At 59.2% G+C, this 26,998-nt stretch carries 16 protein-coding genes; 6 read left to right on the top strand and 10 right to left on the bottom strand.

All coding sequences use genetic code 11. From position 1 onward, the window contains the following. Positions 1-16 precede the first annotated feature (16 nt). The 5 genes from AB4Y85_RS17805 to AB4Y85_RS17785 form a co-directional block, all read right to left on the bottom strand. Positions 17-6,892 carry a hypothetical protein gene (locus AB4Y85_RS17805; protein WP_441986262.1) on the bottom strand — a complete coding sequence of 2,292 codons (6,876 nt, stop codon included), beginning with the start codon at positions 6,890-6,892 and terminating at the stop codon, positions 17-19. Positions 6,893-7,208: 316 nt separating this feature from the next. Beyond that, positions 7,209-9,179 carry a glycoside hydrolase family 113 gene (locus AB4Y85_RS17800; protein ID WP_441986261.1) on the bottom strand — a complete coding sequence of 657 codons (1,971 nt, stop codon included), beginning with the start codon at positions 9,177-9,179 and terminating at the stop codon, positions 7,209-7,211. A 271-nt stretch (positions 9,180-9,450) separates the two neighbouring features. Then, entirely contained in the window at positions 9,451-10,980 is a 1,530-nt protein-coding gene (locus AB4Y85_RS17795; protein ID WP_441986271.1) for a calcium-binding protein, read from the bottom strand. A gap of 1,425 nt (positions 10,981-12,405) precedes the next feature. Continuing rightward, complete coding sequence (locus tag AB4Y85_RS17790) at positions 12,406-12,780, bottom strand: hypothetical protein (protein ID WP_441986260.1); 375 nt, start codon at positions 12,778-12,780, stop codon at positions 12,406-12,408. Further along, positions 12,777-14,888, bottom strand: coding sequence for a cadherin domain-containing protein (locus AB4Y85_RS17785; RefSeq protein ID WP_441986259.1), 2,112 nt, complete (start codon positions 14,886-14,888; stop codon positions 12,777-12,779). Before AB4Y85_RS17785 ends, AB4Y85_RS17790 begins: the two co-directional genes overlap by 4 nt. A 531-nt stretch (positions 14,889-15,419) precedes the next feature. Between AB4Y85_RS17785 and AB4Y85_RS17780 the strand changes: the two genes are divergently transcribed. The 5 genes from AB4Y85_RS17780 (at position 15,420) to AB4Y85_RS17760 (ending at position 19,300) form a co-directional block, all read left to right on the top strand. Beyond that, positions 15,420-16,043 carry a cell division ATP-binding protein FtsE gene (locus AB4Y85_RS17780; protein ID WP_441986270.1) on the top strand — a complete coding sequence of 208 codons (624 nt, stop codon included), beginning with the start codon at positions 15,420-15,422 and terminating at the stop codon, positions 16,041-16,043. Beyond that, entirely contained in the window at positions 16,040-17,023 is a 984-nt protein-coding gene (locus AB4Y85_RS17775) for a cell division protein FtsX (protein WP_441986258.1), read from the top strand. Before AB4Y85_RS17780 ends, AB4Y85_RS17775 begins: the two co-directional genes overlap by 4 nt. A gap of 144 nt (positions 17,024-17,167) precedes the next feature. Beyond that, entirely contained in the window at positions 17,168-17,869 is a 702-nt protein-coding gene (locus AB4Y85_RS17770) for a YdcF family protein (RefSeq protein ID WP_441986257.1), read from the top strand. A gap of 157 nt (positions 17,870-18,026) precedes the next feature. Next, the gene (locus tag AB4Y85_RS17765; RefSeq protein WP_441986256.1) at positions 18,027-18,794 is read left to right on the top strand and encodes a lysophospholipid acyltransferase family protein; all 768 of its coding nucleotides are present in this window, start codon (positions 18,027-18,029) and stop codon (positions 18,792-18,794) included. A 95-nt stretch (positions 18,795-18,889) separates the two neighbouring features. After that, positions 18,890-19,300, top strand: a complete 411-nt coding sequence (locus tag AB4Y85_RS17760; RefSeq protein WP_441986255.1) for a hypothetical protein — start codon at positions 18,890-18,892, stop codon at positions 19,298-19,300. Here the strand turns inward: AB4Y85_RS17760 and AB4Y85_RS17755 are convergent. Further along, a complete protein-coding gene (locus AB4Y85_RS17755) occupies positions 19,288-19,836 on the bottom strand; it encodes a gamma-glutamylcyclotransferase (protein WP_441986254.1) in 549 nt (182 codons plus the stop codon). The two genes, AB4Y85_RS17760 and AB4Y85_RS17755, sit on opposite strands and share 13 nt — an antisense overlap. A gap of 187 nt (positions 19,837-20,023) precedes the next feature. On the opposite strand from AB4Y85_RS17755, the gene AB4Y85_RS17750 reads away from it, so the two are divergent. After that, positions 20,024-21,070 (top strand): DUF2125 domain-containing protein, encoded by a 1,047-nt coding sequence (locus AB4Y85_RS17750; protein ID WP_441986253.1) that lies wholly within the window; start codon positions 20,024-20,026, stop codon positions 21,068-21,070. A 115-nt stretch (positions 21,071-21,185) separates the two neighbouring features. Here the strand turns inward: AB4Y85_RS17750 and AB4Y85_RS17745 are convergent, their stop codons facing one another. The 4 genes from AB4Y85_RS17745 to AB4Y85_RS17730 all read right to left on the bottom strand — a co-directional run bounded on the left by AB4Y85_RS17745 (position 21,186) and on the right by AB4Y85_RS17730 (position 26,705). After that, a complete protein-coding gene (locus AB4Y85_RS17745; RefSeq protein ID WP_441986252.1) occupies positions 21,186-22,133 on the bottom strand; it encodes a prephenate/arogenate dehydrogenase family protein in 948 nt (315 codons plus the stop codon). Next, positions 22,126-23,226: a histidinol-phosphate transaminase gene (hisC, locus tag AB4Y85_RS17740; RefSeq protein WP_441986251.1), complete on the bottom strand. Its 1,101-nt coding sequence runs from the start codon at positions 23,224-23,226 to the stop codon at positions 22,126-22,128. The genes AB4Y85_RS17745 and hisC overlap by 8 nt, the downstream gene beginning before the upstream one ends. 103 nt (positions 23,227-23,329) lie before the next feature. Next, positions 23,330-24,169: a chorismate mutase gene (locus tag AB4Y85_RS17735; protein ID WP_441986250.1), complete on the bottom strand. Its 840-nt coding sequence runs from the start codon at positions 24,167-24,169 to the stop codon at positions 23,330-23,332. Between the two features lie 313 nt (positions 24,170-24,482). Continuing rightward, the gene (locus AB4Y85_RS17730) at positions 24,483-26,705 is read right to left on the bottom strand and encodes a hypothetical protein (RefSeq protein ID WP_441986249.1); all 2,223 of its coding nucleotides are present in this window, start codon (positions 26,703-26,705) and stop codon (positions 24,483-24,485) included. Positions 26,706-26,998: the final 293 nt, after the last annotated feature.

Below are 26,998 nucleotides of genomic sequence, written 5' to 3'. Positions count from 1 at the left end.
CGTTTGGGCTTTTTTGCTAGACGATAAAGAACATGTCGTACTTGAGATTTAGGTTCTTGCTTAAGGTGGCGACTACCCTTGCAACGCCTGCACCCGTTCCATCTGGGTCGTAGAGAAGTCGGCCCTCCACCGCATCGTAGATGACCCTGTCATCAGCATCGTGCGCAGCCGATCCAGTGTAGAAGGCGCTTTCTGCCAACGTTCCCGCAGCGCCTATTGCAGCAAAGGCCACAGGCGTCTTGATAAAGCAGATACGATCATTGTCTTCGACTTTGAAGTCAGTGATAGAATCCAAGTTGGTGGCGACGGGATTTTGGTTGAACTCGAACACATCCGCTCCGGTACCGCCGGTGAGAGTGTCGGTTCCGCCGGCACCATTCAAGGTGTCGTTTCCTCCCCCCCCGCTCAGCCTGTCGGCCTGGGCGCCGCCGACGAACTTGTCGTCGTCGCCCTGCCCGGTCACAATATCGCGGAACGTGTTTCTGACCTCGATTGTGAATTCCTTCGTTGTGACTCCGCCTTTGCCGTCATCGACGCTAACAGTAATTGCCCAGTCTCGTTTCTGCTCGAAGTCGAGTTTGAGACCGTTCTTGACCTTAAGCTCATTAGTCGTCCCATCGATCCAGAAGACTTGGTTAGCGGCCTCTCCAAGCAGGGTGTAAGTCAGCGTGTCACCATCCGCATCGAATGCTGACAGTACCCCAATTGGAATGTTGTTTCCTGATGCTTCACGCACACTCTTTTCTGACAGATCTATATCAGTCGGAGCATCATTTCCTCCGCCCGGCTGTTCGCCCGGCCCAGGCGGGTCCTTGTCCAAGAATACGTTCTCGATACCGTGGGCTTTGAGCCATGCGATGTATGTCTCGATGGCCTGCGCATCGTGACCGAAGGTCTCGCTGAAGATGTAGGCCGTGTCATTGGTGCCACCGGCGGCATCCGTCAACTCGATCACCGTGTCATCCGCGTGACGGAGGATATAGGTGTCGTTGCCTGAGCCACCGATCAGCGTATCGGCGCCTATCCCAGTGCTGTCGAGGTAATCGTCTCCGTCACCGCCGTCGAGGGAATCGCTGCCGTTTCCGCCGACCAGGTAGTCGTTGTCCGCGCCACCCTGCAGCGTATCATCGCCATCCCCGCCCTGAAGCGTATCGTTGCCCGCGCCGCCGATCAGCGTATTCGAGAGCTCGTTGCCGATCAGGATATTGGCGTCATCATTCCCCGTGAGGGTGATGTCCTTCGCGCCTTGAGCGATCTTGATGATCTCGATGTTGCCCAGTGGGTTCTGATTCAGATCGAGACTGAAGGAAACCTCAGCGACATCGCCCGTGCCGCCTTCATCGTTGATGACGGAGGTCGTCAGGTCAATGAGATCGGTAAAGACGTAGGTGTCGTTACCGATGCCGCCGTTGAGAGTGTCGGAACCAGCACCACCAACCAGCCTGTCGTCGCCTTCGTCGCCGTTGAGCACGTCGTTGTCGGCTCCGCCCACCAACGTGTCGTTACCGCCACCGCCGTTGAGCACATCGTCACCGGCGCTGCCAATCAGCGAGTCGCCGCTGCCGAGACCGTTGATGGTGTCGTTGCCACCAGCACCGTCGATGATGTCGCCATTTGGAGTACCGTCAATGACTTCGCTTGTCTCGTCACCAACCACGGGCTCAGCATATAGAACGCCATCGATATAGACGTTCTCGATCCCCTTGTCGTGCATCGCGTCGACAAAGTCTTTGATCGACTGACCGTTGAGATAGTCCGACGTAGCATAGACCGTGTCGATGCCATTGTCCGTGCCGTTCTGGCCGAAGTCGATGATGTCACCGGCATCGGTCAGGTAATAGGTGTCGTCGCCAGCGCTGACGAGATAGGTGTCATTGCCCGCACCGCCATTGAGCACGTCATCGCCGCCACCGCCGTTGAGGGTGTCGTTGCCGGCACCACCGTTGAGCGTGTCATTGCCGGCTCCGCCGATGATCAGGTTATCGAGGCCATTGCCATTCAGCGTGATATCGCCCTCGATCGCGCTTGCGTCGAGCGTATCCATGCCTTCGGTCAGTGTGTAGCTGGTGATTGTCGAACCGAACGCCGTGCCTTCCAGCTTCACCGTGTCGTGGCCGGATGTGTCCGTGATGATCGCATCTACCCCGTTCAGGACATAGGTGTCATCGCCTTCGCCGCCATTCAGCAGGTCCACTCCGCCACCGCTGACGAGCGTGTCATTGCCGCCTCCGCCAATGAGCATGTTGGCCAATTCGTTGCCGATCAGCGTGTTGGCTTGCTCATTGCCTGTCAGCGTCACATTGGCGGCGCCTTCGGCAATCTTGATGACCTCGATGCCAGGCAGCAGGCTAGCTGTTGCCGGATTCGACAGGTCAAGGCTGAAGGAGACGAGCGCCACATCTGCCGTACCGCCGCTGTCGTTGATACGGGAAGTCGTCAGGTCATCCGGGTTGTGGAAGACATAGGTGTCATTGCCCTCACCGCCGTTGAGCTGATCGTTGCCCTCGCCACCATCCAGCGTATCGTTGCCTTCACCACCATTAAGGGTGTCGTTGCCGGCACCACCGATTAGCAGGTCATCGTCGGCATCACCGTTGAGCGTGTCGTTGTCGGCTCCGCCCACAAGTGTGTCGTTGCCAGCGCCGCCGCTGAGGGTGTCATTGCCTTCGCTGCCGATCAGCGAATCGCCGCTGCCCAGGCCGTTGATGATATCATTCCCGGCAAGGCCGTCGATGATGTCGCCACCCTCAGTCCCGTTGAGCGTATCGTTGTTAGTAGTACCGTTCCTCGTCTCGCCCTGCAGAGCGCCATCGATGTAGATGTTCTCTATGCCCTTGTTGCGCAGGTCGGAAACATACTGGGCAACAGTTTTACCGCTGCCAATGACGTTCGCGGTCTTGGCATAGACGGTATCGATGCCGCCATCCGTGCCGCTCGGCCCAAAGTCGATAATGTCGCCGGCATCGGTCAGGTAATAAATGTCATCGCCTGCGCTGACGAGATAAGTGTCGTTACCTTCGCCGCCATCGAGCGTGTCGTTGCCGACACCGCCATCGAGCGTGTCGTTGCCGACACCGCCATTGAGCACGTCGTTACCAGAGCCGCCTTTGAGCGTGTCATTGCCCTCGCCACCCTTGAGCGTGTCATTACCATCGCCACCGTCGAGGCTGTCATGACCATAGCCGCCGGTAAGAGTATCGTTGCCGATACCGCCATTGAGCGTGTCATTGCCATTATCGCCGTTGAGTATGTCGTCGCCGTCGTCGCCGTTGAGCAAGTCGTTATGCTCACCGCCGCTGAGCGTATCGTTATCTGCGCCGCCGGACAGCGTATCGGCACCTAAGCCGCCATCGAGACTGTCATTGCCTTTGCCGCCGTCAAGACTGTCATTTTCGGAGCCACCGTCGAGGCTGTCGTTGCCGTCCCCACCGATGAGAGTATCCGCGCCGCTGTCACCACGAAGGCGATCATCTCCACCGAATCCGTAGATGGTGTCGCTAAGGCCGCCCCCCTCTATGGTGTTGGCCGTATCGTTACCGCGTATGAGCTCGGCTTCGCCTCCTCCGATCACATAGATGCCTTCGACTCCAGCCGCGGCTTCAATGGTTTCATATTTACCGCCTGTCAGTGCATAGCGGCCGCTGCCCGTCAGCCAAATAAAATCATTTCCACTGGTGTCGCTGATGATATCTTCGGCGTCGATATAAAATGTATCGTCACCGGCACCGCCTTTGAGCGTGTCCTTACCCGCGCCGCCGATGAGCGTGTCATTGCCATTGCCGCCGTCAAGACTGTCATCGCCCATGCCGCCGTCAAGGCTGTCATTATCAGCACCGCCGTCGAGCGTATCGTTATTCGCACCACCGGACAGAGTATCATTGCCCACACCACCAAGGAGGCGGTCGTCCCCGCCATTGCCGTTGATAGTGTCATTGCCAGCCCCACCCTCCATGGTGTTGGCCTTGTCGTTGCCGCGCATAAGATTTGCGCTGGAATCCGCGATCACGTGGATACCTTCGACACCTGCTGCCGCTTCGATGGTTTCGAATGCACCACCAAGCAGCGAGTAGGGGGTAGCCCCCCCAGCCGTTATCCAAACGAAATCATTTCCACCGGTATCACTGATGATATCTTCGGCGTCGATATAAAATGTATCGTTACCGGCACCGCCGTTGAGCTTGTCCGTACCTGCATTACCGTACAGAACGTCATTTCCGTCGCCGCCGTTGACCTCATCGTTGCCGAGGCCGCCGGAGAGGGTATTTGCGAGATCGTTGCCTGTGATCGTATTAGCTTCTGAGCCGCCCTCGACAGTCACGTTACCCAGTAAAGCCTCGACAAGGATCGTCTCGACACCGGTGCCTACGAAGTTATAGCTGCCGCTTGTGGTAATGTAGGCCGTATCATTCGTTCCGCTTAAATCTTCGATCTTGGCGTCTGCTGCATCGATGTAGTACGTGTCGTCGCCGGCACCACCATTCATGTAGTCCCTGCCAACGCCGCCGTAGAGGACGTCATTGTCTTCGTCGCCGTAAAGAGTGTCATTACCGGCGCCGCCGTACAGCGTGTCGTTGCCAATACCGCCTCGCAGGAAATCGAGGCCATCGTCACCATACAGTTTATCTTTGCCGTCACTGCCATATATCGTGTCGTCGTTGGCCTGGCCGTAGATCTCATCATCATCAGCGCCGCCGTCGAGAGTATCGTTCTCCGTTCCGCCATAGAGTGTGTCGTTACCGCTGCCACCCAAGATCGAGTCATTGCCGGCATCACCGTAGCCGTAGTCGTTGCCGATGCCGCCTTCTATCGTGTCGTTACCGGCGCCACCATAGAGCGAGTCGTTGCCGTTCTCACCGTAGACCTTGTCATTATCGGAGCCACCAGCGAGAGTATCGTTGTCCGTACCGCCATAGAGTGTGTCGTTGCCAACACCGCCTCCGATATAGTCATCGCCGTCCTGACCAACGAGGAAATCCTCGCCGGCGTCGCCATAAATTGTGTCATTGCCGGAGGCGGCCCAAATTTCGTCATTGCCGTCGCCTCCATGCAGCGTATCCTGGCCGTCCATACCTGCGAGAAAGTCGTTGTCTCCGTCGCCCCAGAGCTCGTCATTGCCCTCATCGCCCCAGAGTTCGTCCTTGCCGTCGCCGCCCCAAATCGTATCGTTTCCAGCGGCGCCCTTCAACAAGTTGGCAAACGTGTTGCCTACGATTTGGTCATTACCGCTGCCGCCCGTAACGTCTTCAATATTGAAGAGCTTATACCCGTTACTATCTTGCTGGGCAGTGAGATTGATGGTGAGCGCATCCGTGAATCTCTGATACGAAAGAAGATCCCTGTCAGCGCCGCCGTCGATAGTGTCCTTGGTAAAGATAGAAAGGCTGACGTCATACGGCGTATCAACGATAAAGGTGTCATTGCCACTTCCGCCGAATAGGGAATCGTCTCCGGCGGAGCGGGCATCATCTCCGTAGATGGTATCATTTCCCGATCCGGCATCGATGGTGTCAGAGGACGAACCGCCGGCAATGTTGTCGTTCCCCTCACCGCCATAAATATAGTCGGAACCGGCAGCGCCACTCACAGTGTCGTCGCCGCCCTTGGCATGGATAAGGTCATTGCCTGAGCCCCCGACGAGATTATCGGCATAGTTACGCCCCATATATTTAGTGCCGCCAAATGGACTTGGCAGGTAGAAAGTATAAACTTGGCCGGCCTCACCACGAGGATCGATCGTCTGGCTCAAAATTCCGCCGGCATCTTCAGACTTGCCGTGCCCTTCACCCCAATCGTCCGAGAAGGTGATCGTATAGCGGCCATCGGGATGAACCGCGATCGACGGCTCATATTGATTCCAGAACGATGTGGTGTTGACCGTGATCGGAGCGGTACTCGGATTCCCGTTCGCATCGAAGACCTGCGTCTTGATCTCCATGCCGACAGGATCCGTAGGACCTCCCGCTCTCTCAACCCAGGCAACGGCAAAGCGACCGTCCGGCAAGCGAGCCGCGACCGGCTTCGACCATGCGCCAATGCCTGTCGAGGAGATTACAACACTCCCTACGATCGTTGGCCTCGTTGTGTAATCGACAAGATGGGCAACGAGAATACCATCTGTCGTAACGCGGAGCACGGCAAAGCTGGTAGAGGCGCCGACACTAACGATCTCGTAATCTAATGTAAGGTCCGAGGGTCCGCCGATAAGATAATATCCCGCCGTCGTACCAACACCGGTAACGCCAAGGCTATAATAACCATTTTCTGCAATTTCGTAGACTGCCCAAACCTTCTCGCCATTAGCGGATTCGATAAGTTTTGCCGGCCCTAAATAGCTTGGTGAATTTGCAGGAATTTGGACATTAAGATCCGATCCAGTCCGCTGATAGCCCGAATTGTGGAAAGTACTTTCGATAAATGTGGAACGGACCTGTTTGCCGGCGTGCTCATAGGTAACGACAAAGCCTCCGTTAGCCGTCGCTTGCATATCCGAAATCGTTTGAACGCCAGCAGTAAGCTGGTTGACGACAAAGGCGTCACCTCGCTTCACACCATACGGATCGACAACCTGGGCGTAGATATCGGTATTACCATCGGCAGCCGTAAGCGTTACAGCAATAACAAAGTATCCGCTTTTTAATGCAACGACCTTGGGGGCAGATTGAATGGTACCAGTCAGACCTAGACTAAACTCCGCATCATTCCCGTAGTACCCAGTTCCTTCAGCATTAGCGACGCGATACCGGATGGTACTCAGACCACTGGTCATGGAGAAGTAGGCTGTCAGCACAGTCGAATGCGGGTCCGGACTTACCGCGACGGCCGATTGATTTTGGACGCCCGTAAACACCTTGTTGACCCGGTTTTCAGGGCCCCACTTTTCCAAAATCGACATGACTACGTCCCCCTTAACCAAAACGCGCACTGTTATAGAATATCAGCAGACTATAAGCGCATGGGAGACTTCCGTTGGGAACTATCCAAACAGATAGTTTCCCGTAAGGAGGCATCGATTTGTGCCAATTACCTTAGGTTAGGCGATGATCACAGCTACCTGACAGACAGGGGAAATGTCTGCGATTGGGAAAGAAATGTAATAAAATTAAACACTTAGATCGCCATGAGGCTCTACGCGGCCCCATTAACTATTCGCAGAATTGGACTTTCGCCCGTCTGCATCAATAAGGTCGTCAGCATGATTTAAGCATCGGTTAAGGACGTCCGATCAGCGCAAAGCTGACGGGCACGCACTTAAGGTACATCCCGCCAGCCATTGGAAATTTGAGGATTCCACACTTTAAATGACGAAGAAGTCCTTGTAGGTCATCTTGAGGTTCTTCGAGAGGGTCGCGATCTGGATCTGCGCGGCCGCTCCCGATGCCGTCAGCATCGTAGTACAAGGCGCCGGTCTTCTTGTCGTAGATGATGCGATCGTCCCGGTCGTGCGCCTTCGTGCCGGCATAGAATTCAGCACTCTTGATCACGCCCTTCTTCGCCATCTTTGTGAACACGCTCTTCGCCACATGAATCGTGTCGTCCGCCACGCTGAAGTCCATCATCCGGTCAACGTTCGCCTTGTTCACCTTCGATGACTTCGAAAGCTTGGTGTCGAACACGAAGATGTCCTGGCCGGAGCCTCCATCGAGCGTATCCTTTCCGGCTCCGCCGTGGAGCGTATCGTTGCCCAAATGACCGCGTAGAAGGTCATTGTGATCCAACCCGTAGATGACATCATTGGCTTCGCCGCCATCCAGGGCATCGCGACCCTTCGTTCCTCTCAGGATGAGCGCGGGAGGCTTTCCGGGAGTGCCAGATTCATCCACGTCCGTGACGGAGATTTTGAAGGCCTGAGTCGTGCTTTCTCCAAATCCGTCGCTGGCTTTGACGACGATGTCATAGCTCGCCCTCGCTTCGTAATCGAGCGGTCCCGTCAGAACGAGCTGATCGCCGACGATCTTGAACGGCACGTTGGATGTGAGCAATTGATAGGACAGCGCATCGCCATCCGGGTCCGTCGCCTTGAGCGCTGCGATCCTGCTCAAGGCTTTAGTGTCTTCTCGCACGGCTTGCGCCGAGATCGTCAAATTGACCGGAGCGCGATTGACCCCGTTTAACCCCATGTAATGCTTGATGACGGCATCGGCCGGCTTGGCATGCGTATAGTAGCCGTCATCGGGGGAGGGATCGGCGGGGTACTCGCTGGCATCGTAATTCCAAAGCCAGTAGCCTGCGATCCATTCCTTATTGGCCGGCTCAGTGATGATCTTGAAGAAGGCCTGGTACATGTCGGCCTGCTCCTGCAGGTCGATCTCGCCGTTTCCCCAGACCCACGGATCGTAATTATTGCCGTTGATGCTGCGGAAGCCCGTCTCGGTAAAGATCAGCTTCTTACCGGTCAATTCGGAGATGCGCTTGAGAGCCTCGATGGCGGAAATATTCTCACCGAAGCGAGCCTCGATCGGCTCTCTGGTATGATAGAATTCCGACGGCTTCGTCCACCCATCGACGAGCTGTTGGATCGTGGGATCGAGGAGATCCGTGAAGGAGATGTAGGGGTTGGCGCCGACGTAATCGAGCTTGTCCCAGAAGCTGAGAGTCAGAGCCTCGGTCCAGGTCGCCGCATAGGTGAGCTTTCCGTCATAGACGTCCCGGATCGCGTCGATGATACCGACCCAGTATTCCCGATACTCGGGCCCGGTCATGCTCTCGCATTCATTCCCGATGGCGAAAGTTTTGATGCCCTGCGCTTGCGCAAAGCGGGCATAGTGGAGCGCAACCTCCTTATACGAGGCGAACCACTGCTTGGCCCAGGCTTCTGCCTGTTGCGGGGTCGATCCTTCCGGCGGCGCAATGAGAGCATTCCAGGTTTCATCCTGGATATTGACATGCATCTTGAGGATGACATCCAACCCGCGCTGCTTGGCGAAATTAACAGAGGTGCTGATCGCGTCATCGCTCTCGGTCCGCGGCGCACCATCCGTGTTCCAACCGCCAGACGTGTCGTTATCCCGATAGATCCGAGTGGAGTTGATGGTATCCATGTAAACGGTCGGAACGAGAACGACCTGAGAGGCGCCGTCGCCCTTCATCAGATCGATGTTATTCTCGGACCAATCCATTCGATAATTGCCGTCCCACCAGGAAGGCATGCTCTCGGCTTGGTATTCAAAAAGGCGTGTCATGGCGCGGCCTGTCTCGGAATCTGTCCAACATCGAGCAATTTAAGATATTCCACAGAGGCAGGGGCCTAGCCGTTCAACGAGGAAGCGAGCGTTTATAATGGGCAAATCCGCGCGGCCGGAACGGAACGTCAGAGACAAAGCGGGGCGAGACCATGTTATCGGCCGACTTGTTTTGATGGAGACGTTGCCTGCTGGTGATGAGCACCAAGCCCACCCCTGGTGTTGACCGGGGGTGGGCTCATGGTTCAGCCAGGATGCTTGATCGAGAGACTTACAGGATGAAGTGATCCTGGGTCAGCGCCAGGTTGGCTCCCAGCACCGCGAACTTCACCTGCGCGGCTGCGCCCGTGCCGTCCGCATCATAGAACAGCTCGCCCGTCGTGCTCTTGTACACGATCTGAGCCTGCGCCGCGTTCGCCTTGTCGCCATAGGCCAGCGACACCTTGGCGCCAAACCCGCCGAAGATCGCGCGGTTGAGGAAGAGGCCGTCGCGGGCCACGTCGAAGTCGGTGATCCGGTCCACGTTCGACACCCCGTCCAGCGCCGTCTCGAACACGAACCAGTCCCAGCCCGAGCCGCCTGTGAGCATGTCCATGCCCGTGCCGCCATAGAGCTGGTCGTCGCCGTCGCCGCCAAACAGGCTGTCGTTGCCGGCTTCACCCGCCACCTTGTCATGGCCGGCATCGCCATAGGCCACATCGTGGCCCTCGCCGCCATACAGGAAATCGTTGTCGAGTCCGCCCGAGAGCACGTCGTCGCCGGCTCCGCCGCCGAGGTGATCGACGCCGGCCTCGCCGAGGATGTAGTCATTGCCAGCCTCGCCGTAGACCAGATCCGAGCCATCGCCGCCGACAATCGTGTCGAAGCCGTCACCGCCGGCGATCACATCGTCCCCGGCCTCGCCGTACAGGCTGTCGTTCCCGCTGCCGCCATAGAGGCTATCCTGACCGGCCCCGCCATGGACGTGATCGTCACCGGCATCGCCGCCAAGCGCGTCGTTGCCGTCCTCGCCCCACAGCACGTCGACCCCGTCCCCTCCCGAGAGCTGGTCGTCGCCGGCTCCGCCGCCGAGCACGTCGTTGCCGGCCTGCCCGTAGAGGATGTCATTACCGGCATCGCCATAGAGGGTGTCGTGGCCGTCCTCACCGTAGAGATAGTCGCCGTCCGCCCCACCCGAGAGCACGTCGTCGCCGGCCCCGCCGCCGAGGTGATCGACCCCGGCCTCGCCGAGGATGTAGTCGTTGCCGGCCTCGCCATAGACCAGATCCGAGCCGTCGCCGCCGACAATCGTGTCGAGGCCGTCGCCGCCGGCGATCACATCGTCCCCGGCTTCGCCATAGAGCCGGTCATGGCCGGCGCCGCCATAGAGCGTATCTCGGCCAGCCCCGCCATAGAGGATATCGTTGCCTGATCCACCATCCAACTCGTTGGCAGCCTGATTGCCAAGAATCCTATCGTTGCCGGAACCGCCAATAGCGTTTTCAATCAAAGAACGGGTGCTGCTCCCATATTGGAAAGCATTATAGACGTTACTGGCAGCAAAGGCAGTGTCTGAGTTCCCGCGAGCTAGCTGAGCGAGTGAAAACTTCGATGATTCTCCAGGATTTAAGTCGATGACTGAATTTCCATCGAAGTTCCGCATATCATAAGTATCGGTGCCTCCGCCGTCCCAAATCGTAAGAAAGATCTTGCCGTTGTTCGGCTGACCTTGCCCGACACCATTGACGAATGTCTCACCGGTAGAGCCATCCCACTTATAGATCGTGTTCCCGCTATTTGTCGAATAATTGGCTCCATACATCTGCTGAAGCGCAGCGATGTCATACCTCATAAATGTCTGAGCAGAATCCAGGTAATTATTATAAGTCATTACTGTATTCTCAGGGTTGTCGAGCACACCAGGAAGCTTCGACTGACCCAAACCGGCATCAAAGGGGTGCTTGAGGCCGAGAGCATGACCCAACTCATGTAAGACAGTCATATTTCCCAACGATCCAGCCTGACTCCCCGCCCGCTTCAGCCATGTGTCGCCGCCAAAGAAAGGAATACCTGGATAATAGGCATGAGACCTGTTGATTATTTTTCCTGGCTCAAAGCCAGATACCCGGATATCGGCATCGTTCGTTCCGGTATACTGGAACTTTAAATTCGTAAACGATGCGACAGATGTCATCGTCATCTTTGACTGACCGTTGCTTGGACTGGCCCCCTCAAGAGCATAGCGAACACCCTGCTGCCCTTCAAAGCTCAAAGGCTTATATCCATATGCACTTGGGTTAACGATGCTAAAGTCGGACTTCGAATCCGGGAACGAATAGGTCACAGTCCCTTTGGCCCATTGCGATCCTGACATCAAAGCAAGAACATTAGGATCAGCGTCATCAGGCAAGTAATACTTCGTGCCGAAAATAGGGACTTCAGGAAGATGGGACGCAATCTCCGCAGCAATACTGAAGACGGAAAGGGGCAGCGACGAGATATTATCTGATAACCAATCATAAACCTCGTCAATGGTTGAAGTCACCGCATCTCCGATCGAGTCAAGAACTCCATCGAGGCTGAAACCTTGCGCCATGCTTGCGTAGGTCGAGATAGCAAAATCGCCCCTAATATGGGGGGACGATACCCGCTGAAAAGCGGATACGCCGCGGCCATTACCTGACCCGATATCATGATCAAATACAGACCAAGAGGCTCCTCGACCGTTAAGCGCACAAGCCTGACACATGTTTAATCTCTATAGCTGTCTATTAAGGATCCTCTGACCCTAGCTATAGGAACCTAGCTCTTGAAACAGGCGATCAGAACCCAGAAAATCTCAACCGCATTATATGACACAGCACTATCCACTAAAATCAATTGCAAAAATAGGCTGTTTTTATAAGCAGAGATCGAGCGACTTCTTTTAGCTCGCTTTCATCCCATTAGATACCAATACTTCATCTTCCCCAAGGGCAGAAAAATAATGTATCGATTATAAATTGTCTAATTTATAAAAATCCAAAACCAACCGACCAATTTTAATATTATATTTTGCATTAAAAATTATTTAACTTCCTTAGAATTGCAATTAGATTCATTGATATACTATCTACATGATTATTCTAAACTGTCACCAACCTGTCTGACAATAATATACTTCAAATTGAGTCCTACCGGCAAACTCAGCACGGCGGCCCAAGGCTTTTGGCTAGATACGTTGCCTCCTTAACTTCGGCGTTATTCTTTACTCAGCTGGTTCACCCTCCGGCTTGATCTGGCCCTCCTGCACATCCTGCACCGCCCGCTGATAGATCCGGGCTCGTGCCAACTCGGCCGCGGGATCGGTCGCCATCGGCGTCGATCCGATTGCCTGGGCCATGCGAGCCTGCTGTTGTGCCCGGAAGGCCATGCCCGCGGCGGCAGAACCGACCCCGGTCGGATCGACACTGCTGGCGATCCCGCCTGCCAGCGCCGTGGCCTGTATCGAGGCCGCATAGGCTTCAGCGCTGCCTGGCGCAGCGTTGGAAACACAGCCCGTCAGGCAGATAGCACTCAGAGCGGCAACCGATGCTCGCCAGACGGTGATCGAGAATTTGTCAATTGTGGTACGTGCACTCATATGACGAAGAAGTCCCTGTAGGTCATCTTGAGGTTCTTGGAGAGCGCCGCGATCTGAACCTGCGCGGCCGCTCCCGTGCCGTCGGCATCGTAGTACAAGGCCCCTGTCTTCTTGTCGTAGATCAGGCGGTCGTCCCGATCGTGCGCCTTCGGCCCCTGGTAGAACTCAGCACTCTTGATCACGCCCTTCTTCGCCATCTTCGTGAACACGCTCCTCGCCAGATGAAGCGTGTCGTCCGCCACCTTGAAGTCCTCGATCCGATCAACGTTCGTCGTCTTATTGGGACGSSTGTCGAACACGAACACATCCTGACCGGCCCCGCCAGTGAGCACATCCTTGCCCGCGCCGCCGGCGAGCCTGTCGTTACCCGCCTCGCCCAGGAGCACATCGGCGCCGGACAGCCCCGTGAGCACGTCGTTGCCCGCCTCGCCCTCAAGCCGGTCGGCGCCTGCCGTGCCGGTGAGCGTGAACGGCGTGAACTCGACCGCATCCGTCACCTGGAGCGTGAAGGTCTGGCTCACCTCGCCGCCATAGGCGTCCCGGGCCACCACCGTCAGGCTGTGGCTGGCCTTCGTCTCGAAGTCCAGCGGTCCGGCAAGCACGAGGCTGGTGCCATCGATCCGGAACGGGCTGCCTGCGGCAAGGCTGTAGCTCAAGCTGTCGCCATCGGCGTCCCGGGCCGAGAGCGAGGCGATGAGCGTGCCCGCGAGCGCAGCCTCCGACACGGACGAGGCTGACAGCCCCAGAGAGGTCGGAGCGCTGTTCCACAAGGCCATGGTCTTGTCGGTAAACTGCAGCAGGCGGACGGTCTTGACGAGATCGCTGCCGTCGGGACCGGTCACGGTAAAGCTGCCGTCGCCGTTATTCGTGATCTGGGCTTCTGAAGCTTGGCCTGCGAAGACGGCGGTGTTGATCCCTGAGCCACCATCGAGCGTATCGTCGCCCAAGCCGCCGGTCAGGGTGTCGTTGCCGCCGTTGCCGGTGAGCAGGTTGGCCTTGTCGTCGCCCTTGAACCAATCAGAACCAGAGCCGCCTTCCAGGTTCTCGATGGCGAACAGCGTGTCGAGGCCGTAGCCGGTGTTCTGCTTCTCGCCCTGCTTGGTCAGATCGACCCGCGCGCCCGCGAAACCCGAAAACAACGCCGTGTCGATATCGTCGCCGCCATTGAGCGTGTCGTCGCCATACCACCCATCCAAAGTGTCGCTGCCAGCGCCGGAAGAAATGACATTCGCCTCTTCATTGCCGGTGAGTTTATCGGTGGACCCGAGAGTCTGGATATTCTCGAAATTCCTTATCGTGCTTGTTCCATACGCTGTAGCTTGAGCCGTTGTAATCCTCAGATCCAACGTGGTTTCACCCTCGTCGCCCCACCATTCGAAGCCGAGTTGAATGGTATCCTGCCCTCCGTTGCCGTCCACGTAATTGGTGCCATAGGACACATTGACGACTTCCGAATGTTCACCGCCGTAAATCGTATCGTTGCCACCGACGCAGGTGATGACACCTTCAATGCGTCCGTTGCGGCCATCATAGAGATTTTGCCCACCCATCATCGAGATGCGGCCGCGGATGATGCCATCGTTGATCACGGTATCGGCTGCTTGCGATCCATAATACGCATACGCATTGACATTGCCGACATCGCGGATTTCGAGCGTCCCCTTGTTCCAAAAACTGCTGGCTTGATCGGAAGCCTTGTCAGCCCGGATAGTAATTCCACGGTCGCCTACAATGCGTCCGTAATTTTCTATGGTATTCCCTGGACCGTACAGATTGATTGCGGTGCTGCCGGATTCGATGACGCCATAGTTGATCACCGAATTGCCGGTCCATGTTGGCCCGCCCATTGCAATGGCATCTCCAAACCCATGCAGGACGCTCGTCTCGCCAAGGCGAATGGAATTTCCGCCTTTCTCGAGTGTGATTGCTCCGACACCAATGATGCTGCCATAGGAATGAAGCTCTACCCCACCCGCATCGCTAAAAACGCCGACGCCCTGTTGAGACGCAACGGTTATCCCGGATCCGATAAAAGAAAAGCCGCCGTAAAGTAGATCAACAGCGTTTTCGAGGCCGATTTTGACGACGGACGTAGTGATGATGGCCATAGGCCCTCCCAAGAGAATGGAAGCCAGATGCCACGCCTTCCGTAGCGTCGTCTCCTCTATGAACAGAGAGTATTATGCGGCCAGGGCAACGCAGGGTGTGCAGGCGCACCTGGGTTTGTGAATCCGAGGGTGGCCACCCTGAGGGCCGATCCGCTACATGGCACCGACCCTGTTCCGAATACGGTCGTTTCGGACAAGCCACCATCATCGCACCCTTAAAGCGAACGTTCTTGACCGACTGGAGTCCTCATCATCTGGAAATAAGATCTTCTTGCCCAATTCATCCATCATGCTGGAACCTGCGGCAATGTCCCGCGAGCGCTTCGCTTTGCGTCTTCGTCCAGCAAGTTTATGGCTTGCTAACCTTAAAGGGCGATAAGAGGACGAATCGCTCCATGGCGGGCTAGCAGCCATGGTTCTTCCAACTCCCTCAAGAGGTTTTCGGCGCGGGTGAGAGCGTTCTACGACGAGGAATATGAGGAAGGCGCGGCTGCGTCCGTGCATTTCGAGAATGTGGGCGTGCGCTACGGCATGGGCCCCGAGGTCCTGCGCGACCTGACCTTCTCCATCGAGCCCAATTCATTTCAATTCCTCACCGGCCCGTCGGGCGCGGGCAAGACCACGCTTCTGCGCCTCATCCTGCTCTCAGTGAAGCCGACGCGCGGCCTGATCTCGCTCTTCGGCGAGGACGTCTCGCGAATCTCCAAGATGGAACTCACCGGCCTTCGCCGCCGCATGGGCGTGGTGTTCCAGGATTTCCGCCTGCTCGACCATCTGACGACCTACGAAAACGTCGCCCTCCCCTTGCGCGTCCAGGGCAAGGACGAGTCGAGCTACCGCGCCGAAGTGGTGGAGCTTTTGCGCTGGGTGGGCTTGGGCGACCGCATGCACATGCTGCCGCCCGTGCTCTCGGGCGGCGAGAAGCAGCGCGCGGCGATTGCCCGCGCGCTCATCGTGCGGCCCGACCTGCTGCTCGCCGACGAGCCCACCGGCAACGTGGACCCCTCTCTCGCCAAGCGCCTCCTGCGCCTCTTCATCGAACTCAACAGGCTCGGAACCTCCGTGGTGATCGCCACCCACGATTTCGGCCTCATGGATCAGCTCAACGTCCGCCGCCTCGTGCTCGGCGACGGCAGGCTGCATATCGACGAATGAGCGCGGCCCGGTCCCCTCGCCTGAGAAAGGCCCCGCCGCAGAAGGTTCAAGGGAACGACAAGCGCTCCCTCCCCGCCTCCTTGAGCCGCAACGCGCCCCTCGTTCCTGTCGATTCGGCGGGCGGGCAGGCGCTGGCCGCCGTCATCGCCATTCTTACCTTCCTCGCGGCTTTGTGCGCCGGCGGAGCCGAGATGGTTGCGGCAAGCTCCGCGCAATGGCGCTCCGAGATCGCCCGCGAGGTGACGATCCAGATCCGCCCCAACCCGCAGCGCTCCATCGAGGACGACGTCAGCCGCGCCATCGCGCTCGCCCGTCAGACGCCCGGCGTGGAAGAGGCCCAGGCTTTCTCGAAGGAGGAATCCGAGCGTCTGCTGGAGCCCTGGCTTGGAACCGGCCTCGACTTCAACGACCTGCCGGTGCCGCGCCTCATCGTCATCAAGATCCAGGAAGACGCGAAGCCCGATTTCAGACCTTTGCGGCAGAGCCTGCAACGGGATATTCCCGGCGCGAGCCTGGACGACCATGCCCTGTGGGTCTCGCGGCTCTCCACCATGGCCAACACCATCATCGGCACGGGGGTTTTCCTCGTGACCCTGGTTCTCGTCGCGGCGGGCCTCGCGGTGATCTTCGCGACGCGGGGCGCCATGGCCGGGAACCGGGAGGTGGTGGATATCCTCCATTTCGTCGGCGCGGACGACGATTTCATCGCCAGGGAATTCCAGCGCCGCTTCTTCAAGCTCGGCCTTCGCGGCGCCGCCTTCGGTGCCGGCTCGGCCCTTGTGCTGACGATCGTGCTCGGCCTTATCGCCCGCTCCTGGCGCGCGAGCCCGGCGGGCGACCAGCTGGAGGCCCTGTTCGGCGCCTTCAGCATCGGCTGGACCGGCTATCTGGTCGTGATTCTCATCGCCCTGCTCGTGGCGGTGATCACGGGCATTGTTTCCCGGTTGACAGTGAGACGTTTTCTTAACGGAAATAGCTGATGGTGATGGTTACCGGTTCCTGAAAGGGTTGCCTCTTCATTGCCGCATTCTGCACTATCCTCGTCCAAGATGACCTCGCGAACGCAGACTTGGGCGACGCCGAACTCAATCGACGCCACTGAAGCCTTGGGCTGGGGTTGGACGATGCGTGGCGTACATGCCCATCCGACGCGGCGCTCATGGGCGCGGCGACTTTTCCGCCTTGGCTTCTGGAGTTGCGCGGCTTGCGCGATTCTTGGATTCCTTGGGTTCCTCGCTTTTGTCTACAGCATCGACCGGGTCGAGCAGCGGCCCGAAACCCGCGCGGACGGCATCGTGGCCATGACCGGCGGCGCGCAGCGCATCGGCGATGCCATCGACCTTCTGGCGAAGGGTTATGCCAAGCGCCTCCTGATTTCCGGGGTCAACGAGAAGACCAGCCGCGACCAGATCTCCCGGCTCAATCCCGGCCAGCGCCGCCTGTTCGAGTGTTGCGTGGACCTGGATTACCGCGCCCGCAACACCATCGGCAACGCCATCGAGACCCGCCGCTGGGCGGAGAAGAACGATTTCAGCGCCATCATCGTGGTCACCTCGAACTACCACATGCCCCGCACGCTGGTGGAACTCGACCACGCCCTGCCGAACCTGCAGAAGATCGCCTATCCCGTGGCGGCCACCATCGATCCCCACGATTGGTGGCACAATCCCTCGACCGCCCGGGTGCTGGCCTCCGAATACTTGAAATTCCTGGCCGTCTGGCTGCGCACCCGCTTCGAGGACGACCCGGAGCGCTCCTCCGTGGCCGTGATCATCAGCGGCGGCGCCCCGACCCAGCAGGCCGCCGCCGAGCCGGACTGGCAGTAAGATTTTTTCCGCTGATTTCAGACCGGCTGATCAAGCGCCATCTTCTTGAGCGTCCGAGATCGTAAGGCGGAAAACCGGGTCCACTTTCTTGCACGATGCGCTATGGTGCGCACATCTCGCGGAGCCTCGAGGCTCCGCTTTTCCTTTTCATGAAGCCATGCTGACCATCCGTTCCCTGATCTTCAACGTCGCCTTCTATGCCAATCTCATCCTGTGGCTGATCCTGCTGATTCCGGCCGTTCTTCTGCCGCGGCGGGTTTTTCTGAGGTGGGTACAGACATGGGCTCGCACGTCCTTGTGGCTTCTCAAGGTTCTGGCGGGCACGAAGGTCGAGATCGTGGGAGCTGAGAAGATCCCGGAGGGCGGCGCGCTCGTCGCATCGAAACATCAGTCCCTGTGGGAAACCTTCGCGCTGCTGACCATGTTCGGCGATCCCACCTTCATCCTGAAGCGGGAGCTGATGTGGATTCCGTTCTTCGGCTGGTATCTGCGCAAAGCCCGCTGCGTGCCGGTGAACCGCAAGGCCGGATCGCAAGCCCTGGTGAGGATGACGGCGCAGGCCAAGGACGAGGCCCGTCACGGTCGCCAGATCATCATCTTTCCCGAAGGCACCCGCCGCGCGCCCGGTGCTCCCCCGGCCTATAAATACGGCGTGGCTCATCTCTACCAGAATCTCGGCTTCCCCTGCATTCCGGTGGCCCTGAACTCAGGCCTCTACTGGCCGCGCCGCCAGTTCATCCGCCGCCCCGGTACAATTCGCGTCGAGATCCTGGACACGATTCCACCAGGAATGTCCCGCGAGGAGTTCTTCAAGCTGCTGCAGGAGCGGGTCGAGGGAGCCTCCGACAGGCTCCTCGCATCGGGCCGCGCGGAGCTTGGCCTCGATACTACCCCCAAATCGACGGCTTTCATCAGCAAAGCCTGATATCTCAAGGCCTTCGCCGTCTTGACGCATCGCCTCGCAGTTCCTACATATAAGAACATATGGCGAACAAACGCACCATATCCTGGAATACGGCCATGCGGGATCTCCGCAACGAGCGAATGCGGAGGGCTGGCGTGCGCGAGGAACCCTTGAGGGCAACGGCAGGTTTGCGCTCCTCACCGACGCTGAGTTCCTGGCGTGGCGTATCGGGCCGCCGCTACATCGTCGGCATTCATCCGCTCGATCTGAAGGAGCTCCTGGAGGTCACCGACGCCGTTGTGCTCGCCGTAAGCCGTGACGAATCGGGCATTGCCCATGTGATCGACGTGGTGATGGCAGGTCCCGAGCCCATGACCGACACCCGCACCCGCTGGCTCACTGACGTGGAAAGCCGCAGCGCCTCAGAGCTTCACGTCCACAGGCTCGCCAATACCGATGCCCGCCGCCGGGCGATCCTGGCTGATCTGCGCGAGAGCGCGGATCTCGCTGCCCCTCAGGATTCCTGATCCAATTCCGCCACGATCCGCCGCATCAATGGATCGACGACACCTATCGTCAGCAGATGCTCATGGGTGGAGCGGACGTAATCGGGATTGGCGCCCGAAATGCCCTGCCCCTGGCGCACGAGCCGCAGCACCTCGTCGAAGGACAGGTTTCCCGCATATTGCCGATGCTTGCGATCCGCGATGTAGCCGAGCGCGGCGATGGTGCGCCCGTCATCCAGCCGCACGGGCAGATGGCGCTCCAGATAGACGCTCGTCGCCTGCTCGCGCTCGCGCAGATAATGGATCGTCGCCTCGGCCTCTTCCCGTGCGACCCGAAAGGCGACCCCGTGGCAGCGTCCACCCCGGTCGAGACCGAGCACGAGGCCGGGATTCTCCGGCGTCCCGCGATGGACATGGGAGAAGACGCACAGGGAGCGGCGATAACCGTAAAGATGCGCATGACGGCGCTCGGTAAAAGGGAAACCTGGCCGCCACATGAGGGAGCCGTAGCCGAAAACCCAGAGATCGTCAGAGCCGTCCGTCAGTGTGCCTTGCATGATGCCTTGCGCCCGAACCTTGCCTGCATCCGGCGCTACAGCATCGGACCCAAAAGTGGACTTGCACTTTTGGGACTAATCCGATGCTTACGCTTAATGGTGGCGCATCGTTCGCGCGAAAACCGGATCCACTTTTCCGCACGATGCGCTACCAGTAACCAGACAGCAGCACAACAGGAGATCCTGCATGGTCGATGCCGCCCCCGCGGAAGCCCGGCGCCACAGCCGCTTCTGGCTCTATACCCCGTTCGTCTTGCTTCTGCTGGTGGCGGTTGCCTGGAGCATCGCGTGGTTCTTCATCCGCAACCGCGCCGGCGACATGCTGGATGGCTGGCTCGCGGCGGAAGCTGCCCAAGGCCGGCAATGGACCTGCGCGGACCGCACCATCGCAGGCTATCCCTTCCGCATCGAACTCGTCTGTCCCACGCTCACCCTGAAGCAGGGATCCGTCAACGCCTCGTTCGGGCGCGTGGAGGCCATCGCCCAGGTCTATCAGCCCCGCCTTGTCATCGCGGAGATCGGCGGCCCTTTGACCATCACCGACGGCAAGGCCAATGTTCAGGGCACTTGGGATCTTCTGCAGAGCAGCATCCATGCAACGCCGACCGGCTTCCAGCGCCTCTCGCTCGCCGCGACGAACCCGAAGCTGACGATCACCGGATTGGCGCCGCAGGCGATCACCACCTCCGGCCAAAGGCTCGAGATGCATCTGCGCCCCGATCCCAGCCGCGCTCAGGAGAAGGCCTATGATGCCGCGCTCGCGATCAGGCAGGCGAACATTCCATTCATCGATGCGCTGATCGGCGGCAGCGAACTCACGGACCTGAACGCGGATGTCACGGTCACGCAAGCCAATGGCTTTCGTGGACGCCCCATCGCCCAGGAACTGGAGCGCTGGCGCGCGGCCGGCGGTACGCTCGACATCGTGATGCTCTCCGCCGCCAAGGGCCCGCGCCGCCTGGAGGCCAAAGGCAATCTCAGCATCGATGCCGAGCACCGCCCCACGGGTCAGCTCAGCGCATCGGCAGCGGGCCTCGACGGCCTTCTAAGCAACATCACCGGCAGCCGCAATACAGGCGCCCTGCTCGGCGCGCTGCTCGGCCAGGCGCCGAGCGCGGGCGGCGGCAGCGGTCAGCCGAAACTCTTACCCCTGCCGCCGCTGCGGATGGAGAACGGGCTGCTCGCGATGGGGCCGTTCGTGGTGCCGAATGTGAAGTTGCAGCCGCTGTATTGAGTAAAGCCACCACGTCATCACCGGCCTTGTGCCGGTGATCCCGATCATGGTGAGCGCTGCGCCTTTCCAACCGGGATGGCCGGGACAAGCCCGGCCATGACATGAGAGGTGGTATCTACGCCTTGTCTTTCCGCCGCCCGAAATCTGGCTCCGGCGTTTCCTGGCCCGACGAGATGATGCCGCGGCGGATGGCGCGGGTGCGGGTGAAGAGGTCGTGCAGCTTGTCGCCCTCGCCCCAGCGGATGGCGCGCGCGAGCAATGCGATGTCCTCGTTGAGGCGCCCCAGCATTTCGAGCACCGCTTCCTTGTTGTGCAGGAAGATGTCGCGCCACATGGTGGGATCGGACGCGGCGATGCGCGTGAAATCGCGGAAGCCGCCGGCGGAGAACTTGATCACTTCTCCTTGCGTGACCGTCTCCAGATCCGCCGCCGTGCCCACGATGTTGTAGGCGATGAGATGCGGCACGTGACTCGTGATGGCGAGCACGAGATCATGATGCTGCGGCGTCATCACCTCCACGTTCGAGCCCATCGCCGACCAGAAGGCCTGCACGCGTTCGACAGCGGCAGCATCCGTGCCTTCCGGCGGCGTGAGGATGCACCAGCGGTTATGGAAGAGCGTGGAGAAGCCCGCATCGGGACCCGAATGCTCCGTGCCCGCCACCGGATGCGCGGGTACGAAATGCACGCCAGCCGGCAGATGCGGCTGAACCTGCGCGACGACGGAGGCTTTCACCGAGCCCACATCGGACACGATGCAGCCGGCTTTAAGCCCCGGCGCCATCGCCTGCGCGACAGCGCCGACGACGCCGACGGGCACGCAGAGGATGACGAGATCCGCATCCTTCACGCCCGCTGTCACATCCGTGGTCGCCTCGTCGGCGATGTTCAATTCGAGCACGCGCTTCGTCACCGCATCGCTGGCATCGATGGCGACGATGGTGCGGGCGAGATTCAAGTGCCGCGCGGCGCGCGCGATGGACGAGCCGATCAGCCCAAGGCCGACGAGGGCGACGCGCTCGAAGAGCGGCGTTTCAAGCGGAGGACCAAGACGCTCAGGCATGACGGCCACTCAAGAAATCGCGCAGAGCCTCGATGACGAGGCGGTTCGCCTCCTCGCTGCCCACGGTGAGACGCAGCGCCTGCGGGATGCCATAGGCATCGATGCGGCGCAGGATGAGACCACGGCTCGACAGGAAAGCATCCGCATCCTTCGCGGTCCTGCCTGCCTCATTCGGGAAATGGATCATCAGGAAGTTGCCGACGCTCGGCGTCACCTTCAAGCCAAGCGCTTCGATCTCCTGCGTGAGCCAAGCGAGCCACTTCTCATTGTGCTCGACGGCCTTCGCCACATGCGCATCGTCCTGGATAGCCGCGATGCCGGCAGCGAGCGCCGGCCCGTTCATGTTGAACGGGCCGCGAATGCGGTTGACCGCATCGGCGATATGCGTGGGCGCCACCATCCAGCCGATGCGCAGGTTCGCGAGGCCGTAGATCTTCGAGAAGGTGCGCGTCATCACCACGTTCTCGGCAGTGGCAACGAGCTCAAGCCCCGATTCATAATCGTTGCGGCGCACGTATTCCGCGTAAGCCGCGTCGAGCACCAGCACCACATGCTTGGGCAGCCCCGCATGCAGGCGCTTCACCTCGTCGAAAGGAATGTAGCTGCCGGTGGGGTTGTTCGGATTGGCGAGGAAAACGATCTTCGTCTTTTCCGTCACGCGCTCGAGGATCGCATCCACATCGGTGCGGTAATCTTTTTCAGGCGCGACAACCGGCACACCGCCGGCGGCGAGAAGCGCGATGCGGTAGACGAGAAAGCCGTGCTCCGTGAAGATGCCCTCGTCGCCCGGCCCCACATAGGCATTCGTGATCAGCGACAGTAGCTCGTCCGAGCCCGCGCCGCAGACGATGCGGTTGGCATCGAGGCCGTACTTCGCGGCAATGGCCTCGCGCAGTTTCACAGCGGACCCGTCCGGATAAAGCTCGAGATGCTCGAAAGAGCGCACGGCCTCGGCGGCCTTCGGCGAGGGGCCGAGCGGCGTCTCGTTCGAGGAGAGCTTATGAATCTTCGCGACCCCTGCGGCTGCGCTCTTGCCGGGCACATAGGCCTCGATCTGCATCACGCCGGGACGGGGTACGGGACGAGCGGACATGGACGAATTCCTGCAATGAATACGATGAGAATTGGTTCTGAGCATCTTTTCACACAAAACCGGTTCCCACTTTTGTGTTCGATGCTCTAGCGCAGCTTTGCGATCATTTCACGTGGAAACGTTCGGCATGGCTGCCGATTTCGACCAGCTGAACGAGGCTCGCACCCGCCTCGGTGAGCTCCCGGTGGAGCCTTGAAGGCTCGAGGGAGCCGGGAACGGCGATCATCTCGGAGAGGCCCATGGTGTCGGCGGCGCTCGCCACCACCTCGCCGCCGAGGCGGGTCAGCGCCTCGTTCGCGCCCTTGTGCCAGCGCTCGAACTGAGCCGCATAAAGCACCACGTCGCGCACGGCCGCATCCGTGAGTGGCTTGGAGATCACGAAGACCGGGGTGCCTGCCGGATGGTCGGGCCGCTCGATGAAGGGCAACCGCGCGATGATTTTTGGACGGTCCTTCTCGGCGAGCGTCCGCCACCACGCACCGCTCGTGGCGCCCTGGTCGAGGCGGAAAATGCCGAGATCGCCCTTCGACCCCGCCACCGCCTCGATCACCGCCGCGGCACTCGGATGGGTGATGTAGGGCACCGTGAAGCCGAAATGGAACCGGGCGGAATCGCGCATGGGCGCATCCCCCGCCGAGATATCCGCATGGACCGCATAGCTGGACTGCACATAGGTGAAGGTGCCGATGATCACCCGCCAGATGCCCTCCACCGTGTCGAGCGGCAGAAGCCCCTCGTGCCGCTCGGCGAGCAAGCGCATCATCGACGCCTCGCGCCCGGGCCGGAACGCCGAGCTGATGCCCGTGTCGGAGGCCTTCTTGGAGGCGATCAGCCGGTCGATGATGGTGCCGCGCTCCATGAGCAGCCGGTGCATCGCCTCATCGATCCGGTCGATGTCCTGGCGCAGCTCGGCAAGGGAGGGAACGGGCTTCTCGGTGGACATGGCGGCAATCCTTCAAACGGCAGGATTTCTTTGACCCGTTTGAAGGCGCTTGTCATCCCCTTGTCCATCATAAGGATAAAGCGCGGATTTAACCTCTCCCGTTTGGGAGAGGCCGACGCGCGCTAGCGCGGCGGGTGAGGGAATGCCGTGTCCGGACAGGGCATTCCCTCACCCCTGCCCCCTCTCCTACACAGGAGAGGGGGATGCGTTGTATGACTGTCATGCTTACTGGATGAGCGCAGCACTTTGACTTTGTGCCCCCCACCCTAGCCCTCCCCGCAAGGGGGAGGGAACAAGCGCAGCGCAGTTCGTCTCAGATGATGAGGAAGTCCGCCGCTGAAAGCGCAGCCTTGTTGGCGATCTTGATGATCTCGACCGGCTTGTACTTCGTGCCGTTGCCATCCGCATCGTAATAGACCACGCCGCCCTTGTAGATCAGGAAGTCGTCCTTGTCGGTGGCCTTGTTCTTCTTGAAGAAGCCCTTCTTCAAGGCACCCGGGGAGGCCGTTGAACCCTTGCCGAGTGCCTTGAAGATGGCATTGTCGAGCAGAATTTTGTCCTCGCCCGGCTTGAAATCGGTGATCGTATCGAAGTTCACCTTCTCATTCTGGTTGGACCGCGTGGTGCCCTTGCCCAGCGCCGTATCGAACACGAAGAAATCTGCCCCGGCGCCGCCCGTCAGCTTGTCGTTGCCATAGCCGCCATTGATCCGGTCCGCACCGATGCCGCCGACGAGTACGTTCTTCGCTCTCGTCGCACCCGGCACCATTTCCGTTACATCGTCTATGCGGATGACGAAGTCCTTGATGACGGTGGCCTTGCCATCGGAAACTTTCACGCTGATCTTGTGCGAGGATGCGGCTTCGAAGTCGAGCTTCGCCCCGTCCTTCACCACGAGCTTGCCGTCCCGGATCTCGAATCGTCCCCCTGCATCGTCACCGAGGGCGTAGGTCAGCGCATCGCCATCCGCATCCTTCGCGCTCAACCAGCCGATCACAGCACCGGCGGCGGAATTCTCGTCGATCGATGCGCCGCTCAGCGCGATCCCGACCGGAAGCTCATTAGGGTCAGGCGGAGGATCGCCGACGGCGGGCTTGATGAGCACGTTCCCGGTCGATTTGCGTGTGGCGACATCCTCCAGGGTCAAGGTGATTTTTCGGTCGCTCTCGACGCCTTCAATGCTTTTATAAGTCAGCGAACGAATGAGCTGCTGAATCCATTCGATCTTCGCATTCTCATCAAACTGAAACTTGACGGTACTGACATTGCCTCCCGTCCCGATGGAAGTGCTCACATAGCCGAACGCGACTTTATGAACGGTGCCGTCGGGTGTTTCGACGGCCATGAACAGTTCACTTCCGGGCTTCAGTCCATCTCCGAGGCTTAAGCCGCCCGACACTGCGATCCCGAGAGTTTCGGCGCTCCCTGCACCGTCGATCTCAACCTTCAAAGAGGCGAGAGCGCCCGCATCGACATCGAGTTCAGCATCTCTGTCCTTGTCGACGAAAACCGTCTCTCCGGCAGAGGCCTTCACGGAATCGCCGAATGCGGTAAGCTCCGGGGCCTCGTGGATCGTCGTCCTCCCATCCTCGAGCGTCGTGATCCTGTCGATCCCTCGGCGATGCAGCTCCTGCCGTTCAATTTCGGTCAGCGTACCGCTCGAGATCACGATCTCACCGCCCACGGAGAAACGTCCGTAGATGAGTTTGGCAATGTCCGTCGTGCCGACAAAGACCTTGGCATGATCCTGCATGATATGGATCTGCGCGAAGTTGGCGATCTGCGCCTTCGTCAGATCGCTTTCAAGGCCATGGAGCATCAGCCAATTGGTTGCTCCTCCACCATCGATACTCTCAATTCCCGCCCATTGGGAAGAATTGATCGAAATCGTATCCGAGGCAGCGCTCCCCAGAATCGTCTCCACATTGACGAGCTTGCTCATCCGATGGAGGTCGAATTCGCCGCCTCCGTTCAACTGAAGAGCATCATCTCCTTTGCCGCCATCCAGCTCATCGCCGCGCCCGATGAGGCTGCTGGTCACGGCGAAGACATCCGCGTCGTCCGTGCCGATGACCGGGTCGCCTATTTCCATCAACACATAGGCAAGGTTATTGGCCGTATCCGACAAGTAGAGCTCGATGAAACTGGGCGCTTCGAATGTGGCGCCGCCAGTTGTATCCTTGAACGTCAGGGATCGGATCAACTCCTCCACTCGTTCCGAAGTCGCTTTGGCGGTGAAGTCGAATGTCAGCTCACCCGGCGTCAGTTTAGCGATGGTCGCGATCTCTTCGCCGTCCACGTAAATTTTGACGCCTTCCGCAAAGCTTCCATCCAAGGTGATCCTGCCGTTGGCAGAAAGGATCCCCATCTCAAAGCGCTGGTCAGCAAGGATCTCAAGCGCCTTCAGTGGGGCAGAGCCTAGGACGACCGCCGCACTGTGATCCCGATCCAGGAAAGCATCCTTACCCGGTGCTCTGGTTGCCGCAGCTTCAAAATCAATGCTGTTCTTGCCAAGATCGAAAACCAAGCCGGACATCGCCCTCTCCCCTTTGGTAACGTTACTCTATGTCCGAGAAGGGCCCATAGCTAGGCCGTATTCAAAAAATCTGACCATCATCTTGATAGTATTTGTTCACTCTTTGTTCTTGACAATGATCCTAAGCTTGGCTATACCCCTCCTCAGCCTGATCCACCGAGGGGCGCGCTCGCGAGGCGTCGTGATTGTGGGATCGGGCACGGTCCTGCTGTGGGTGTCGCAAGCCCGTTGACAGGAGGCCCTCCGCTGAAAGACGCGGTGTACGCCTAAAAAAGCCGTGCGCGGGGAGCCGT

It is taken from the genome of Microvirga sp. 2YAF29 (assembly GCF_052114605.1).
Classification (GTDB): domain Bacteria; phylum Pseudomonadota; class Alphaproteobacteria; order Rhizobiales; family Beijerinckiaceae; genus Microvirga.
Note: the sequence above shows the minus strand (reverse complement) of the source record. Positions and strands in the feature narration are given on the sequence as shown.

Bases quoted from the DNA above. Each gene is read 5' to 3' on its own strand.
- AB4Y85_RS17730 (WP_441986249.1), bottom strand. From the start codon at position 26,705: ATGTCCGGCTTGGTTTTCGATCTTGGCAAGAACAGCATTGATTTTGAA.
- AB4Y85_RS17760 (WP_441986255.1), top strand. From the start codon at position 18,890: ATGCGGGATCTCCGCAACGAGCGAATGCGGAGGGCTGGCGTGCGCGAG.
- AB4Y85_RS17745 (WP_441986252.1), bottom strand. From the start codon at position 22,133: ATGCCTGAGCGTCTTGGTCCTCCGCTTGAAACGCCGCTCTTCGAGCGC.
- AB4Y85_RS17805 (WP_441986262.1), bottom strand. From the start codon at position 6,892: ATGTCGATTTTGGAAAAGTGGGGCCCTGAAAACCGGGTCAACAAGGTG.
- AB4Y85_RS17780 (WP_441986270.1), top strand. From the start codon at position 15,420: ATGGGCCCCGAGGTCCTGCGCGACCTGACCTTCTCCATCGAGCCCAAT.
- AB4Y85_RS17765 (WP_441986256.1), top strand. From the start codon at position 18,027: ATGCTGACCATCCGTTCCCTGATCTTCAACGTCGCCTTCTATGCCAAT.
- hisC (WP_441986251.1), bottom strand. From the start codon at position 23,226: ATGTCCGCTCGTCCCGTACCCCGTCCCGGCGTGATGCAGATCGAGGCC.
- AB4Y85_RS17770 (WP_441986257.1), top strand. From the start codon at position 17,168: ATGCGTGGCGTACATGCCCATCCGACGCGGCGCTCATGGGCGCGGCGA.
- AB4Y85_RS17755 (WP_441986254.1), bottom strand. From the start codon at position 19,836: ATGCAAGGCACACTGACGGACGGCTCTGACGATCTCTGGGTTTTCGGC.
- AB4Y85_RS17790 (WP_441986260.1), bottom strand. From the start codon at position 12,780: ATGAGTGCACGTACCACAATTGACAAATTCTCGATCACCGTCTGGCGA.
- AB4Y85_RS17775 (WP_441986258.1), top strand. From the start codon at position 16,040: ATGAGCGCGGCCCGGTCCCCTCGCCTGAGAAAGGCCCCGCCGCAGAAG.
- AB4Y85_RS17735 (WP_441986250.1), bottom strand. From the start codon at position 24,169: ATGTCCACCGAGAAGCCCGTTCCCTCCCTTGCCGAGCTGCGCCAGGAC.
- AB4Y85_RS17750 (WP_441986253.1), top strand. From the start codon at position 20,024: ATGGTCGATGCCGCCCCCGCGGAAGCCCGGCGCCACAGCCGCTTCTGG.
- AB4Y85_RS17795 (WP_441986271.1), bottom strand. From the start codon at position 10,980: ATGTATGGAGCCAATTATTCGACAAATAGCGGGAACACGATCTATAAG.
- AB4Y85_RS17800 (WP_441986261.1), bottom strand. From the start codon at position 9,179: ATGACACGCCTTTTTGAATACCAAGCCGAGAGCATGCCTTCCTGGTGG.